This is a genomic window from Rhizorhapis suberifaciens (genome assembly GCF_014200045.1).
In the GTDB taxonomy this organism is placed as follows: domain Bacteria; phylum Pseudomonadota; class Alphaproteobacteria; order Sphingomonadales; family Sphingomonadaceae; genus Rhizorhapis; species Rhizorhapis suberifaciens.
On sequence record NZ_JACHOV010000009.1, the window covers coordinates 151,884 to 167,765 of the forward strand.

The window sequence follows — 15,882 nt, forward strand, 5'->3', positions numbered from 1 at the left end:
ATCATCGATGAATCAGGCGCCAAAATGAGGATGAGGGATGAAGCAATTCAAAACGCTTGGCTATGACGTCGATCACGCCATTGCGACCATCACGCTCAACCGTCCGGATCGGATGAACGCGCTGACCGACGAAATGGCCAATGACCTCATCGCCGCGTTCGACGCGGACGACGCCGTTAAGGCGGTGATCGTCACTGGCGCTAGCAACCGGGCCTTCTGCGCGGGTGCCGACATCGGGCAGGGCCGGGCATTATTCGATTACAGCCAGCGGCCTCAAGCGACGGCCGCGTCCGCGCGGGGCGAGCCATTGCACATATGATAAAGGGGCTGTGAGGCGATCCCTGACTGGCTCCAGGCGGCGCAGCACTTATGATGTCATACGGCTCAGCCGGCAGTTAGATCCCGCAGGGAAAAGGATGCCGGCTTTGAAATTGCGGCATTAAGAACAGCGCGGCTGTCAAAGATGAGAGGATAATCATGACGGGACAAGTCGAGGGCAAGATCGCGATTATTACAGGCGCGGCTTCCGGAATGGGGGCGGCGGTCGCGCGGTTGATGTACGCGAACGGCGCCTATCTTGTCCTCGCCGATATCTCGGACGGCGTGATCAAGCTCGCCAATGAACTTGGCGACCGGGCAGCCGGGATTGTCGGGGATGTCGGCACCAGCGCCGACGCGATAGCGATCGTCGACCTTGCCGTTTCCAGATTCGGCGGAGTGGACATCCTCTGCAACATCGCGGGCTATCCGGGCGATAACCGCGGAACATTGGTGGATTGCAGCATCGAAAATTTTGACAAGCTCGTTGCCGTCAACTTCCGTGGTCCTTTCATGACCATGAAGGCGGCAATTCCTCATATGATCGCACGGGGCGGCGGCTCCATTGTGAATGTCGCCTCCACGGCCGCGTTGAAGGGTTATCCCTCGCTCGTCGTCTATGGCGGCTCAAAGGCTGGGCTTGTCGCTATCACGCGGGGCGCTGCCGTAGAATTTGCAGAACATAATATTCGGGTGAATGCGATCTGTCCGGGACCGCATGAAACACCGATGCTGCTGGCTGCCGTCGAGGCAAATCCGCCATCCCGAGAAAAGATTATCGCCAATGTTCCGATGCGTCGCCTGGGTAAGCCGGAGGAAATCGCTCAGGCAATCTATTTCTACGCAAGCGATGCGTCCGCTTTCGTCACAGGCACCGTGCTCCCGGTCGAAGGCGGTCAGACAGCCTGAGGCCGGGATATTCGCGGATTATGAGATACAGGCGCCACTCGGCTCTTGGTCGCTCCTATTACATACGTGCTAAGGCGATCAGGAAAATTCGGAGTGCTGGATCGGCCAACGAATCAACTTTATCATGTTCATCCAATCTGAGCGCCGGGTCGTACCAATGGCGGCACACGCTGCCGTTAAGAGCGGCGGCGATATGCCTGAAAAGCATTGAAGCGGAGAGTAGAGAATGGCCACGAAAGAATTGCCGGATCGTTTTGGCGACGCCGAGATACTTAGGTCTCCATATGATTATTATTCGCAGATTCGTGGCGAAGACGAAATATTTTTTTCAAAAGCGCTCAATGCCTTCGTGATATCGAGATTTGCCGACAGCGAAGCGGTCCTTCAGAATACAAATATTTTCGTAAATACTCCGCCTATCAACCAGTCCTCCGCCATGGCGGCCTACACCGAGCGTTATTACAAGCTCTATGACGAAGCGAACGTGCCTCGTCGTGTGCCCGTGCTGGCGATGACCGACGGTAGTCTTCACCTGCGATATCGCGAGCTTATCAACCCGCGCTTCATGCCTTCAGCGATCAAGCGGATGGAAGATGCCCTGGCTGCGGTCGTGGACGGGCTGATCGACGGTTTCATCGAGCGCGGTGCGGAGGGCGAGGGCTCCGTCGATCTCTACCGTGAATACGCGCTGCTGGTCCCGCTATATTTCTTCTGCGATACGCTGGGCGTGCCCCGGACGCATATCCAGTTGATGCAGGATGCGGGCGCGGCCTCCATCGCGCTGGTGACCGGCGGTCTGCTGGACGAGGAGGGAAGGGTCGCCGCTCATCTCAAGCTCATCGAATTTGCGAAGTTCATCCAGGAGAACATTCAAAGGCTGCGCGCCGGGCCCGATGACAGCCTGCTCAGCCACATGATCCACAGCGAAACGCGCGATGGAGACCGCCTTAGCGAGCAGGAAGTCATATCGATGTGCGCCACGCTGAACACCGGCGGCAACGAAACCACTACCAACGGCCTTGGCAACACGCTCTATGCAGCAATCAAGGACCCCCAAACGCTGCAACGGCTAGCTGAAAATCGCGATCTGATCCCCAAATTCATCGAAGAGGTCATGCGCTTTGACAGCCCCATCGCCGCAGCCACGCGATGGGCCAAGGAAGATACGGTGATCGGTGAAACGCTCATCCCCAAGGGCAGTTGCGTGCATGTCCGACTGGCATCGGGCAATCGCGACGAGGCGAAATATAATCATGCCAACGAATTCGACCCCCAGCGTGGCAATGTTCGTAACCACCTCGGTTTTGGACATGGCGTCCATTATTGCGTGGGCGTTCACCTGTCGCGATCAGAAATCCGGATAGGGCTTGCTCGGCTGCTCGATCGGCTTGAGGATATGCGCATCGATGCCAGCAAGGGGCCGATAGAATATGCCGAGGCGGGCATGGTTCACGGATTGAAGGCCCTGCCGATCACGTTTCGGAAGCGCCGCGACTGACCAGCCGCGGCGCGGTCCGGCTGAACTCCTCCATCGGCAAATTTATCGTGATGAACGCGAATGAGGGGAGGCATTATGCCAGATAATAATGAGTGCGCGGCATCGGAAAACCACTCCATACGAATTCTCGCATCTTATGAAGAGGCCGGCTTTAACCGAATGGCCGGCCACCGAAGACGAAGCGATACTCAGGCGAAGATCTCAGCACGTACCCAATCGACGGTCGCATCGGGCGAGGCCAGCCGTGCAGCCCCAAGCAATTTCTCCCAATAGCCTTCTGACCCGTCCGCCAGGCGCCATTCATGAAGGCGGCGGGTTAGCAGCTGGAGGTCATATTCCTCGCTGATACCGATCGCGCCATGGACTGCATGGGCGGTGGCCGCGATGCGCGGCGCCGCTGCCGATGTCGTCGCCTTCGCCGCCGCTGCGACCGCCACGGGTACTTCAAGCCCCTTGGAGAGGCCGAGCTGCGCAGCGATGCGGCAGGCGATCATGTCTTCACCCATGACCGCCAGCATATGCTGGACCGACTGCTGACGACCGATGGGCTTGCCGAACTGGACCCGTTCATTGGCGAATAGGGTGGAGATATGCGTCAGCCGCTCAGCCGCGCCGGCTATCAGAGCGGCGCGCACGACAGCGGCGATCGGGCGCAGGCCGCCGGCGGGGCGGGGAAGGGTCGCTCCCGATGCCGTGCCCGTCAGGCGCATGGAGAGCGAATGATATGCGCCGACCGGCAATGGGGAAAGCGCATCCACGGGGACAAGGCGTAGTATTTCGCCATCATCGACCAGGGCATGGGTGGCTACGGCGGCACAGGGTACGGGCTGGGCCGCGCCAGTCACCAAGATGATGGGACCGTCAGGCCTCTCGCCGCCTGCCTTCGCGATCAACGCCCGTGCAACAATGGTTTCCGCCACGGGCAGGGGTGCCGGTTGCGCGCCGATTGCCTGAAACAATGGTCCGATGTCGGTAAGCGAGAGTCCAGCGCCGTCATGCTCTTCATCGACAAGCGCATCAAGAAAACCCGATTCAGTGATTGCCTGCCACATTCGGCCGGAGTCGCCGCCGGCTTCGACGGCGCGAACGGCCGCAGGCGGCGAGACGGTTTCCAGAAGGCGTTTGAAGGGTTCGAGCAGTTCGATCATGTCCATGGTCATTCCCTTCTTAACGCAGGCCCATGCCGCGGGCGATGATGCCGCGAAGGATTTCGCGCGTGCCGCCCCGCAGGCTGAAGCTCGGGGCGATGTGCGTCACGTAGATCAAGGTGCGGTACAGCTCGTCGCTCACCGCTTCGTCGGGATGGGCGGCCAGGTCATCGCCGATGACGACCGGAAGCAATTGCTCGAAACCGGTGCCGCGATCCTTGACGATGCTCGCTTCCAGCACCGGGCTTTCTCCCGCGGCGAGCCTTGCCGTGCAGGCGATGGACATCGCGCGAAGAGTCGCAAGTTCCGCCGTCAATCCGCCGACCAGGCGCGATGCGTCTTCCCGGCCCACGGTCTGGAGGTGCCGCACCCAGGCATCGAGCAGGACGACGCTGGAGTAAATCCGCTCCGGCCCCGAACGCTCGAAGGCGAGTTCGGCGGTGACCTGCTTCCATCCATCGCCCTCGTTCCCGATCAGCGCATCCGCGCCGAGCTCGACATTGTCGAAGAACACCTCGGAAAAATGGGCGTCGCCCGTCAGATCGACGATCGGGCGGACGGTGACGCCAGGCGCTTTCAGATCGACGATCAGCTGTGACAGGCCGGCGTGCCGATCGGCCGGCGTCCCCGATGTGCGCACCAGCGCGATCATATAGTCGGAGTGCAAGGCGTTGGTGGTCCATATCTTCTGCCCGTTCAGCAGCCACCCGCCGCCGCTTCGTTCAGCACGGGTGCGCACTCCGGCCAGGTCGGATCCGGCGCCCGGCTCGCTCATCCCGATACAGAACAAGGCTTCGCCACGGCAAATGCGCGGGATGTAAAGTTGCCGCTGCGCCTCGGTTCCATAGTTGAGGATGAGGGGCGCGCTCTGCCGGTCGGCGATCCAGTGGGCCGCCACCGGCGCACCGGCGCAGAGCAGTTCCTCAACCACCACGAAGCGCGAAAAAGGTCCGCGCCCCCGCCCGCCATATTTTTTGGGCAGGGTCAGTCCCAGAAACCCCTCCGCGCCCAGCATCCGGCTGAATTCCGCGCTGAACCCCTGCCACGATCGCGCGCGCCGATCGATCGGCATGCTTGCCGTGCAGCGTGCAATGAGGTCGCGCACCGCCGGACGCAGGGACTCATCGGCTTCCGGCAAGAATGCCATGGAAAATGTGTCGAACACGCTGCTCCGCTCTCCTCTCGATCATGGGCGCGCGAAACGCGCTTCGCCGTGATCCACATGGTCATTAGAACGTTGAGAATGAACCCGACGGCAGCACCATTCAAATATTTAATCGGGTCTGGGTGATATCGTATTAGTATCGCAGCTGTCTCGCGCAGTGGCCACGAAGTTGCGCGCCAGCGGTCCCAAGTCATGCGGAAAGGCCATTCCGAGTTCGATGGGAATTGGCTCGGTCAAGCGGAGGACGCGCAGGCGATCGCTGGTGAAGCGGGCGCTCCGCCCGGGAATGAGGGCTACGCCAAGACCAGCCTCGACTAGGCTCAGCAAGGTCTGGACCTGGGTTGCCTGTTGCTGAATGCGGGGTGCGAAACCCGCCCTCTGGCAGGCGATATGGGTGATCGCGTTCAGGATGCTGACGGGGTTGAAGAAGATGAAGGGGCGGTCGGCAAGTTCTGCCAATGCCAGGCGCTTGCGGGCTGCTAGCGGATCGGTGGCTTGCAGAGCCACCACCAGTTCGTCATGCTCTACGACCTCGGCCCTGACGGGAGCAGCGTCGATCATGGGCAAGCGGATGAAGCCCACATCGATCTGTTGCGCGGCGATCGCTTGAACAATCTCCACGCTGCTCATCTCGGCGAGCGCGAGTTCGATGTCTGGAAAAGCCTTGCAAAAGGGGGGGATGACGCGCGGCAGTAAATCGCTGTTTGCGGAGCCTATGATCCCCAGCCTTAGGCGCCCTCGCAAACCCGATGCGCCCTCACGGACGACGTCGCGAAGCTGCTCCGTTGCCGCAATTGCCTCACGCGCGGTGGGGAGCGCAGCTCGACCGGCCGGCGTTAATGTCACGCCACGCGGATCGCGCACGAACAGGGTTTCGCCCAATTCGCTTTCCAGCTTGCGGATTGCGACCGTGATGGGAGGCTGCGAGATATTCAGGCGCTCGGCCGCGCGATGAAAATTACGCGTCTCGGCCACGGCGACGAAATAGCGGAGCTGGCGAAGATCCATGATATGAAAAACCTATCGATAAATGCAGAATCAATATTAGAGGATTTGGAGGCAACCTACTAGAGTTGTGAGAGCACGGCTTACCCACTCGAATCCCGCGCCAAAACATACCTATGGAGGAGGAACCCTCATGACTGACACGCCCTTTCTGCTCGTCCAGAGAGATGGACCAGTGGTCATTGCCACGCTCAACCGGCCAGAAATCCGCAACGCCATCACCGAAACGGCGCATAGCGACGAGATTGCCGATTTCTGCAGCCAGATGACACGCGACACCTCCGTTCGCGCCATCGTCCTAACCGGCGCGGGCTCTGCTTTTTGCGCCGGCGGCAATGTGAAGCATATGCATGAAAAGAAGGGGATGTTTGAAGGATCGCCCCAAACGCTGCGCAATTCCTATCGCGCGGGCATCCAACGCATTCCGGTGGCGCTTTACGAGTTGGAAGTGCCGGTGGTCGCCGCCATCAACGGTCCAGCCATCGGCGCGGGCCTTGATCTTGCCTGCATGTGCGATATCCGCATCGCCTCGTCATCGGCGTTGTTCGCGGAGAGTTTCGTGAAGCTCGGCATCGTTCCGGGCGATGGCGGAGCGTGGTTGCTGCCCCGCATCATCGGTATGGCTCGCGCCACCTTGATGACGCTGACGGGCGACACAATCGACGCGGCAAAGGCGCTAGACTATGGGCTGGTCAGCGAAGTGGCGCCGCCTGAGGAGGTGCTGCTTCGCGCATTGGCTATCGCGCAATCCATTGCGGCGAACCCCGGCCATGCCACTCGCCTGGCAAAGCGGCTGCTGCGGGAAGGGCAGGACATGAAGCTGGGGCCGCTGCTGGAACTGTCGGCAGCTTATCAGGCGCTCGCACATCATACCCATGATCATGAAGAGGCTGTCGCCGCCTTTCTGCAAAAGCGCGCGCCTGCTTTCCAGGACCGATAGAGGTCTCGCGAGGGCCGACTGATTGCCAATAGCTTGATGCCGGCCCGGTTCCGGACAGAGAGCGACAATCAGTGCTTGCAAAAGCAGGTGATTACATATGTTATAAGCCTGCATGGCCGCTGTGCCATGGTGGAGGTAAAGAAGACGGGTGGAGAGGTGCTGCCGGAAAGCTGCCCGTCGGGCGCGTGTCCTTATCGACGCTGCTTCATCGATCGGATGGCTTGAACGGGCTTGAGAAGGCAAGAGGAATGGCTTTGCGTTCCATAAAGTCGGCGGAGCGGACGCTGGCGCTGTTTGAACTGTTTTCGGCGAAACAACGGCCGCTGACAGTGGGTGAAATCTCGCGGTTCCTGGGTGTGCCCCAGCCCAGTGTGACTATGCTGGTGCAGAATCTGGTCGCCTTGGGGTATCTCGACCAGGACCGCTACGCCAGGACATATACGCCAACGATCAGGATCGCCCTGATCGGCAGCTGGATACATCAGACCTATGTTCAGGATCGCCAACTTGAATGGCGGTTGAGCAATCTTTTTAATGCGGTGCAGGAGACGACGTTCATAGGAATCCAGAACGGCGTGCATGTTCAGTATATCTTGTTCATCAAGGCCGAAACGCCCCAGCGCTTTGATGTTCAGGCCCGCATGGCGCGCCCGTTGGCGACTTCTGCGGTAGGAAAGGCGTTGCTCAGCTTGAAGCCGGACGATGTGGTGCGAAGCCTCGTCCATCGCGCAAATGACGAAGCGGTCGAGCCGCGCCATAAGATGGGCCCGCAACAAATCATTGCCGAAATGGAAAAGGTGCGGCGAAACGGATATGCGGAAACTTGCGGTGATGTTCTGGATGACATCGCGGTCATCGCCATGCCAATTCGACCTTTGCTCGGGCAATCACCGATCGCGGTGGCGGTTGGCGGCCAGACCGACCGAATGAAAAGCAAGAAGCCTCTTATTCTTGAGGAGCTGAAGAAATTTGCCACTGCATTGTCGGCGGACGAAGATATGCGCCAGTCGGCGGACCTGACCGCATATGGGACATGACGGGGGGCGATCCGGGTTCCGTTGCGGGAGGGACTCCCCCAGGGCGATAGCTCTACCACGTCGTCGCCTCCCAGCCGCTATGGGATATGGGGGCGGCGCACTGAGGATCAAAGCCGTTCCACTATCGTGACATTGGCCATGCCGCCACCCTCGCACATCGCCTGCAACCCATAGCGCTTGCCGCGCGCATGAAGGGCATGGATCAGCGTTGCCATCAGCTTCGTGCCGCTGGCGCCCAGGGGATGGCCGAGCGCGATCGCGCCGCCATTCACGTTGAGGCGGGCGGGATCGGCATGATGATGTTGCAGCCATGCCATCGGAACCGAAGCGAACGCTTCGTTGATCTCGTACAGGTCGATGTCGTCGATGCGCAGGCCTGCTCGTTTCAGCGCCTTCTCGGTGGCGTAAAGCGGCTCCTCCAGCATGATGACCGGATCGCCCCCGGTGATGGTCAGGTTCACTATCCGCGCCGAGGGAACCAGACCATGCTCCTTCAGCGCGCGTTCGGACACGATGAGCGCGGCGCTGGCGCCGTCGCAGATCTGGCTTGAAGTGGCAGCCGTGATTGTGCCATCGGGCGCGAGGGGTTGCAGGCTGGCCATCGATTCCAGCGTTGCATCATACCGGATGCCTTCGTCGCGGACGTGCATCTCGGTGGCGCCATCGGGCAGGGTGATTTCAATCGGGATGATCTCATCATCGAACGCGCCTGCTTCGGTCGCCGCGGCCGCGCGCCGATGACTTTCCAGTCCGAATGCGTCCATCTGCTCGCGGGTGAAGCCCCATTTGGCCGCAATCATCTCTGCGCCGTCGAACTGGCTAAACCGTTTGATGCCGAACTTGTCCAGCACGCCCGGCGTGCGCGGGTTGCCGCTCTCGGGCGGAACGCTGAGGCCCAGCGCCGCGCGGGGCATGCTTTCCACGCCGGCGGCGACGACCACATCCTGCGTGCCGGACATGACGGCTTGCGCCGCGAACTGGAGCGCCTGCTGGGACGAACCGCACTGCCGGTCGATCGTCACTGCAGGAACGCTGAGCGGCAGGCGCGATTCCAGGATGGCATGTCGCCCGATATTGAGCGCCTGCTCGCCCGCCTGGGTGACGCAGCCCATGATCACATCTTCGATGGCGGACGGATCGATTTTCGTGCGATCGATCAGCCCATTGAGTGTCTCCGCCGCCAGCAGGGCAGGGTGCACGCCGGCCACCCGGCCGCGGCGGCGACCGCCAGCGGTCCTGAATGCGTTTACGATATAGGCTTCAGCCATGTGTCTCTCCTTTGTGAAGCGACATGCGCCGTTCACATGCCGATCAAATCGGCCTTGACCAGCGTGTTGCGGACCAGCCGTACGGTGGCGGCGTCGATCATTGCGCCGTCGACCTGCGCCGCGCCCAGACCCTGCGCTTCGGCCTCGCGATAGGCGGCTTCCAGCTTGCGGGCGTGGGCCACCGCTTCGGGCGCCGGGGTGAACGCATCGAGGGCCCAGTCGATCTGCGCGGGGTGGATTGCCCATTTGCCCACCATGCCCAATGAACGCGCCTGGATTGCCTGCTCACGATAAGCCTGCTCGTTCCTGAAATTTCCGAACGGACCGTCGACTGCGTCGATGCCGATCGCGCGGGCCGCCATCGTGACGCGAAAACGCGCATAATGGAAAATATCGCCCGGATAGGCGCCGCCTTCTCCGATGGCCCGCGTATCGATCCCCTGTGACGCCGAATAGTCGCCCATGCCGAAGATGAGGCACTCCATGCGATTGGTGCAGGACGCGATTTCCTCGACATTCTGCAGAGCCTCGACTTCCTCGATCAGCACTTCGATGCCGATGCTGCGCTCCAGCTTGAGCTTCTGTTCCAGCTGACACAGCATATGGTGCAGGAAAAGAACGTCCCCCGCGTTACGCGGCTTTGTCAGCATGATGGTGTCGATGTTGCGCCCGGCCTTTTCGACCAGAGTGATGATGTCGTCATGACACCAGGGCGTCGTGACATCGTTGATGCGCACGCAGCGCGTCTTGCGGCCCCAGTCGAGTTCGTTGAGTGCATTCGCGATCAAGTCCCGCGCACCGACCTTCGCGGAAGGCGCAACCGCATCTTCAAGGTCACAGAACACATGATCGGCTTTCGACGCGGCGGCTTTGGCCAGCATCTTTTCGCTGCTCCCCGGCACGGAAAGCTGGACACGGCGCAAGCGGGCAGGACGGATATAGTTACTCACTCGATTTCCCCACATTTGATACGGCTTGTGCAACCATTCGATCGTAACAGGCAGGATCGGCATGGAATGGCTATGGGCATAAGGTGCCGGAGCGCAATTTTCACCTTGGATTAGCCCTTGCTGTTGGAGGCATTACAATAGGAATATCGCTGGTCGTGACGGCGACAAATTCCCTCGGATCAGCATCTTGGTCCGCGCGAGCCCAGACAATTCACTTGTAATGATTTCAGCCGGATATTGTCTCCTACCGTCGTTCGTAAAGTATAAGCGGCATCCGAGACGGATTTCCGTGAGGGCGTGGAAGCATTCCTGGCCAAGCGCCGTGGGGTGTTCAAAGGGCGGCGTGAATCCTGATTGACGTCGCCCGCCCCTGCTTAGAGCATGTTCAGATGGGATCGAAACATGCTCTATTATCCGGGTCGTCAGGTGATGCCCCCCTGACGAGAAAATGCTCAGTCCATCACGAAGGCGTTGAGCTTGTTACCGTCCGGATCACGGAAGTAGGCCGCGTAGAATCCCTCGACGCGCGGGCCAGGTGCGCCCTCATCGCTCCCGCCATTGGCGAGCGCAATCTCGTAAAGCCGGCGGACCTGTTCGTGGTCCTTGGCCTTGAAGCTCACCATCACGCCATTGCCGACCGTCGCCGGTTCCTTGTTGAAGGGCTTGGTCAGCGTGAGCCCCGGCCAGACGCCATCGATCGCCCATAGGACGCCCGTCTCCATCTCGATCATCCGCGAGGCGCCAAGTTCAGCACATAGCTTGTCGTAAAAAGCGACCGCCCGCGGCAGGTCGTTGGTGCCCAAGGTGACATAACCGATCATCGTTCATCCCGTTCGTGGCTGAGCAAAGGAGGAAGGGGGGGGCTCCCGCAGCGTATGACCATACACGTTGCGGGAGGATGGCAAGGAGCGAAACTCAGAACCTCACAGTCGCCTCAGCGCCAAAAGTGCGCGGCGGAGCATATTGGCCCGTGTCCTGCCTGGTCGCGGAGAAAAACAGATAGCCGCTCTTGTAGACCTTGTTGGCGATGTTCTTGATAAAGCCCCGCAGGACGTAGCGGTCGTTGGGGCTGGTGTAGGAGATGAAGGCGTTTTGAATGCTGTAGGCCTTCTGCTGTGATCCTTCTGTCGGGAATTCATGATAGTCCACCCGTCCGCTGAACACGGATTCGCCGCGCAGAAGAATCTTCCCTCCGCCGTTCAGCATCACATCATATTCCGCGCCGACATTGGCGGTATAGGGCGGCGCGCGATTGAGCCTGTTGCCCGATGCGTCCGAGTCCGGGCTCGTATCGGAAGCGCTACAGGCGCCGAGGAACAGCTTCTCGTTGCAATTGAAGAACTCGTCATATTTTGCCGACTGGATCATGCCGGATGCGTCCAGGCGCAGGTGCTCGGCCAATTGGGCGGTCAGCGATGCTTCCACACCATATACCTTGGCGCGAGCCGCATTCTCGATCAACAGCGTTCCGATATCGACGACCTTCTGAACCTGCAGATCCTTGATCCGGTAGCTGTATCCGGCAATGTTGAACCTCACCCGATTGTCGAAGAACCGCGCCTTGAGGCCGACTTCCACGCCGCTGATCTTCTCGGGGTCGAACTCATCCATGCAACTGGACGCGGCAAAGCCGCCTGTCTTGAACCCCTTGGTATATTGCGCGTAGAGCATGGAACTGTCGGTGATATCATATTGGGCGCCGAAGCGCGGGGTCCAGCTATTCCATGACTTTGTTGCGGGCGGCGCAGGGCACACATCGAAGCCATCGAACAGGATGTTGGTCGCTGCGGACTTCTTGTCATGGTTGTAGCGTATGCCGGCTTGCAAGCGCAGGCGATCGGTTACCGAAAATGTGTGGTCGGTAAATGCCGAATAGGATTCGCCGTGGATAGGACCCTCGACCGAAAAAATGAAAGGTGCGGCGGTCGGGAAGAATGAAGACAGGTCGAAAGGGTTGTCGCCTTTGTGATTGAACTTGTCGTTATAGTAGAATGCGCCGAAAATGGACTTCAGCCTGCCGTCTAAAAGGGAGGCGTTGAGATTGAGTTCCTGGCTGAATGTATTGCTGCGAAACCGGATGTCGCTCTCGACGACCCTCGTTCTGCTGGCATCACCGTCGAGCCTCAGATGATTGCGAAAGCGCTGATATCCGGTAATCGACTTCAGGCTGACGCCATCGGACAGCGGAACATTGATGGTTCCGATCAGCTGGAGATATTTCGTGCGATCCAGCGACCTGTAGTTGGTGTATACCTCGCGCGGGTTGAACGACTGCGGGTCCAGAGCGGCCTGAATGAAGGACTCCTGCGACGGGCCGAACGCCAGAGTGGTTGGCGTGTATTTGCTATCCAGGTAAATGGCGTCAAGCTCGATCCCGGCGCCGCCTGGCAGATCGATATCGAGTGCGGCCCGGCCGCCGGCGACGCGATTGGTCTGCAGACGCGACTGCGGCGCTCCTGCAAGAAGATTTTTCGTAAAGCCTTTGTCACGGTTTTCGAACACGCCGGAGGCAAGAAGTCGGACATTGTCCGAAAGGGGTCCGGAAACACGGCCCTTGACGCCAAATGTTTCATAATTTCCGACGCTGCCCGTTACTTCGCCCTGGAAGCTGCTCGAAGGCCGCTTCAAGATATAGTTGATGACGCCGGCCGTCGCGTTGCGACCGTAGAGCGTGCCTTGCGGGCCGGACAGAACTTCCACGCGATCCAGATCCACCAGCGCGGAATCGATAGTGCGTGATCGCGGTTGATAAACCCCGTTGATATGGGTCGCGACGGACGGGTCCTCGGCCCCCGAAGTAACCCCGGTGCTGATCCCGCGCAGCGAAATCAGGCTGGCGCCAAAGGTTTCGCCGACAACAAGGCCAGGCACCTGCGACTGCAATGCTGCCGTGTCATTGATTTGACGGGTTTCCAAAGCTTCAGAGTTCAGCGCAGTGATCGTTGCGGGAACCTTCTGAATACTCTCGGAGCGCTTTTGCGCCGTCACCACGATTTCGGGAATGCCAGCAGGAGAGACAGGTTCTTCGGCGCCAGCCTGCTGCGCCTGCGCAAGGCTCGGGACCATCATGATCATGCCGATGGAGCCGTACGTTAAAGCTATTTTATTCTTCAATTGCTGCCTCCCCTTTTTGTGGTTGTCATCATCCGTTCTATGCGGACATGTATTCGCAAAACGAATACTCAACTTAGACGAACTGCGCCGCCTAATCGATCTTCTGGTCTAATTATTGGTTTAACATATATGCCGGCCTAGCTCGGGCCGGCAAGGTACCCGCTGAGGCATTACATCTGTATTTGGACATCTGTATTTGGCGGCAAACGCATATGGCTGCGTCCCACGGGCGGCAAGCAGTTGCGCTGGTGGATAGTACCACAAGCTGTTGTGTGGCGCGCGCGGTTGTTTGGATACCACCGCGCTGACTCAGGCAGGCTCATTACCCATGCAATCAACACAGACGCTGTGGCGATTAGGCTTGCTAACCGACCTGGCCACATCCCTAGAATGGCGGATACGATATAGCCGTCTATGTGGAGAGCGATGGTGTCCGAGACGAAAATCAGGCCGTTACGTGGCGTGCTGGACATGCCCGTATCCCACGCAGAACTGTCGGAAAGAAGCGGGACTGAAGACATGGACAGCGGCAATCAAGCGGTGCAGGCCAATGCTGGCCTGACAAGGCTCCTGGCGCGAACGGCGCTCGACTATCGAACTGCCGCCCTGCCGGCTGATGCCCTGATGGTGGCCAAGCAATGTATCATGGATTGGTTTGCCGTCGCTCTGCCCGGCGCACGGGAAGACTGCGCCATGCTGCTCGCCGATGAGCTGGAATCGGTCGGTCAAGGCCCGTGCATGGTGATCGGCCGACGCTGCCGCCTGTCGGCGCAGGATGCCGCACTCGCCAATGGCGTGGCGTCGCACGCGCTCGATTTCGACGATGTCAACCGTACGATGCAAGGCCATCCCACGGTGGCGATATTTCCGGCTGCTCTCGCCGTGTCGGAGGCCGAGGGGAAGAGCAGTCGGGATTTGCTGACTGCCTACATTGCAGGCTATGAAATCGCCTGCATTGTCAACGCCCAAGTGGCCCCATCCCATTATGCCATGGGATTTCACGCGACGGGCACGATCGGCGCCATTGGCGCGGCCGTTGCGGCCGGCCTGCTGCTCGAACTGGATGAGACGCAGATGGCGCACGCGATCGGCCTGGCCGCGACGCAGAGCGCCGGGCTGAAGGCGATGTTCGGCAGCATGGCCAAGCCCCTTCATGCGGGGAAAGCGGCCGCCAATGGTGTGCTCGCGGCCCGACTGGCCGCGCGAGGGTTCACGGCGCATCCCGGCGCGCTGGAGGCGGGTCAAGGGTTCATCTCGACCCTCAGCCTCGAGCCCTCTCGCTCCGCCATAATCCCTCCGCCAGGCGCTGAGATCGTCAAGACGCTCTTCAAATATCACGCAGCCTGTTACATGACCCATTCGACAATAGATTGCCTGGCCAAACTGCGCGACGAGGCAGATCTTTCTGCGGATGCCGTGGCGGCGGTCTACATTCATGTTGCGCCTGGCCACCTTGCGGCATGCAACATTCTCGATCCGGCCAATGGTCTTGAGGCCAAGTTCAGTCTCAGGCACGCGGCCGCGCTCGCCCTTCACAGGCGGAACAGTTCGGCGCTTGAGACCTTCTCGGACGAAGGCGCCGCAGATCCGGAGCTTGTTTCCATGCGACAGCGCGTGTCGGTTTACGGAGACATGCCTGCAGGTGGAGCGGTGCGGGTGGTTGTACAGACGCACGACGGCGCCCGCTACGAGGCCAATCATGATACCGGCGTGGTCGAGGACGATCTACTCCGCCAGGCGAAGCGGATCGAGGCCAAGTTCATGAGCCTGGCAGTCCCCGTGCTTGGCGCCGACGTGGCCAGGAGGCTTCTCAGCGGCGTTTCTAGGCTCGACCAGGGCGTTGCCCTGAGCGATCTGCTTCGCGACGTCAGGGCAGGCGATGACGTGCACTTCGTCATGACTGGCTAACGCCATGTCGATCACCCGGCGCGGAACCCGGATCGAGACGCCCGGATCGCGACGCCCGGATCGCGACGGATGTGCCGAAGATTCAGTTTCATTGGCGTCATTGCTCACTCGATCGGTCCAGGCCTCGACCCAGCGTAGGATGCGGCGCCTCATGTCGACGCCGCGCAGGTAGGAGCGGGCTGGCCAGTCTTCAGTCCGCCCCCCTAAGCACGGTGCGTGGCGCACCCTTTCGCCGCGCTTTCTCCGGCCACGCGTCCGAAGGTGAGCGCATTGGCTATGCCGATGCCGCCGCCAATGTATCGACGTCCTAGAGTACAGCCGAGAACTTCGCCACCGGCATAGAGTCCGGGAATGATTAGGCCCCGCCCGTCGATCACTTGGCCGTCGCTGTCGATTTCGAGGCCGGAGTGGCACGACACCATGGCCGTGGCGCGGATTTCGACGGCATAGAAGGGGCCGGTGCGGATGGGGTAGAGCTTTTCGGCCTTCTTGAAGAAATCCTGGTCTTCCCCTTCGTCCATGAAATGATTGTAGCGTTCGACCGTGGCCTCAAGGCATATCGGATCGATATCGGCGCGTTTGGCGAGTTCGGCGATCGTGTCGGCGACCTTCACCCTGCCTT

14 protein-coding genes are annotated in these 15,882 nt (G+C 60.2%); 6 read left to right on the forward strand and 8 right to left on the reverse strand.

Annotated elements, in window-relative coordinates:
* The first annotated feature begins 37 nt into the window (after nucleotides 1–37).
* From HNQ99_RS12395 to HNQ99_RS12405, 3 genes are all read left to right on the forward strand, one after another.
* Complete coding sequence (locus tag HNQ99_RS12395; protein ID WP_184475984.1) at nucleotides 38–319, forward strand: enoyl-CoA hydratase-related protein; 282 nt, start codon at nucleotides 38–40, stop codon at nucleotides 317–319.
* 158 nt (nucleotides 320–477) lie between these two features.
* On the forward strand, nucleotides 478–1,227 hold the full coding sequence (locus tag HNQ99_RS12400; protein ID WP_184475986.1) for an SDR family NAD(P)-dependent oxidoreductase: 750 nt from the start codon (nucleotides 478–480) through the stop codon (nucleotides 1,225–1,227).
* Nucleotides 1,228–1,453: 226 nt separating this feature from the next.
* On the forward strand, nucleotides 1,454–2,725 hold the full coding sequence (locus tag HNQ99_RS12405) for a cytochrome P450 (protein WP_184475988.1): 1,272 nt from the start codon (nucleotides 1,454–1,456) through the stop codon (nucleotides 2,723–2,725).
* Nucleotides 2,726–2,913: 188 nt separating this feature from the next.
* Here HNQ99_RS12405 and HNQ99_RS12410 read toward each other — a convergent pair whose 3' ends face one another.
* From HNQ99_RS12410 to HNQ99_RS12420, 3 genes are all read right to left on the reverse strand, one after another.
* The gene (locus HNQ99_RS12410; RefSeq protein WP_184475990.1) at nucleotides 2,914–3,879 is read right to left on the reverse strand and encodes an acyl-CoA dehydrogenase; all 966 of its coding nucleotides are present in this window, start codon (nucleotides 3,877–3,879) and stop codon (nucleotides 2,914–2,916) included.
* Between the two features lie 13 nt (nucleotides 3,880–3,892).
* Nucleotides 3,893–5,038: an acyl-CoA dehydrogenase family protein gene (locus HNQ99_RS12415; RefSeq protein WP_322790365.1), complete on the reverse strand. Its 1,146-nt coding sequence runs from the start codon at nucleotides 5,036–5,038 to the stop codon at nucleotides 3,893–3,895.
* Between the two features lie 108 nt (nucleotides 5,039–5,146).
* Nucleotides 5,147–6,046, reverse strand: coding sequence for a LysR family transcriptional regulator (locus HNQ99_RS12420; RefSeq protein ID WP_184475992.1), 900 nt, complete (start codon nucleotides 6,044–6,046; stop codon nucleotides 5,147–5,149).
* Between the two features lie 130 nt (nucleotides 6,047–6,176).
* Between HNQ99_RS12420 and HNQ99_RS12425 the strand changes: the two genes are divergently transcribed.
* Complete coding sequence (locus HNQ99_RS12425) at nucleotides 6,177–6,983, forward strand: crotonase/enoyl-CoA hydratase family protein (RefSeq protein ID WP_184475994.1); 807 nt, start codon at nucleotides 6,177–6,179, stop codon at nucleotides 6,981–6,983.
* Nucleotides 6,984–7,231: 248 nt separating this feature from the next.
* Entirely contained in the window at nucleotides 7,232–8,020 is a 789-nt protein-coding gene (locus tag HNQ99_RS12430) for an IclR family transcriptional regulator (protein WP_184475996.1), read from the forward strand.
* Nucleotides 8,021–8,127: 107 nt separating this feature from the next.
* Here HNQ99_RS12430 and HNQ99_RS12435 read toward each other — a convergent pair whose 3' ends face one another.
* From HNQ99_RS12435 to HNQ99_RS12450, 4 genes are all read right to left on the reverse strand, one after another.
* Nucleotides 8,128–9,288: an acetyl-CoA C-acetyltransferase gene (locus HNQ99_RS12435; protein WP_184475998.1), complete on the reverse strand. Its 1,161-nt coding sequence runs from the start codon at nucleotides 9,286–9,288 to the stop codon at nucleotides 8,128–8,130.
* 32 nt (nucleotides 9,289–9,320) lie between these two features.
* Nucleotides 9,321–10,238 carry an HpcH/HpaI aldolase/citrate lyase family protein gene (locus tag HNQ99_RS12440; protein ID WP_322790366.1) on the reverse strand — a complete coding sequence of 306 codons (918 nt, stop codon included), beginning with the start codon at nucleotides 10,236–10,238 and terminating at the stop codon, nucleotides 9,321–9,323.
* Between the two features lie 452 nt (nucleotides 10,239–10,690).
* Nucleotides 10,691–11,059, reverse strand: coding sequence for a VOC family protein (locus tag HNQ99_RS12445; protein ID WP_184476000.1), 369 nt, complete (start codon nucleotides 11,057–11,059; stop codon nucleotides 10,691–10,693).
* A gap of 94 nt (nucleotides 11,060–11,153) precedes the next feature.
* Entirely contained in the window at nucleotides 11,154–13,352 is a 2,199-nt protein-coding gene (locus HNQ99_RS12450) for a TonB-dependent receptor (RefSeq protein ID WP_184476002.1), read from the reverse strand.
* Nucleotides 13,353–13,781: 429 nt separating this feature from the next.
* On the opposite strand from HNQ99_RS12450, the gene HNQ99_RS12455 reads away from it, so the two are divergent.
* Nucleotides 13,782–15,260 (forward strand): MmgE/PrpD family protein, encoded by a 1,479-nt coding sequence (locus HNQ99_RS12455; protein WP_184476004.1) that lies wholly within the window; start codon nucleotides 13,782–13,784, stop codon nucleotides 15,258–15,260.
* 203 nt (nucleotides 15,261–15,463) lie between these two features.
* On the opposite strand, the gene HNQ99_RS12460 is transcribed toward HNQ99_RS12455, so the two are convergent.
* Nucleotides 15,464–15,882: FAD-binding protein (locus HNQ99_RS12460; protein ID WP_184476006.1), on the reverse strand; the 419-nt coding region annotated here is incomplete at its 5' end.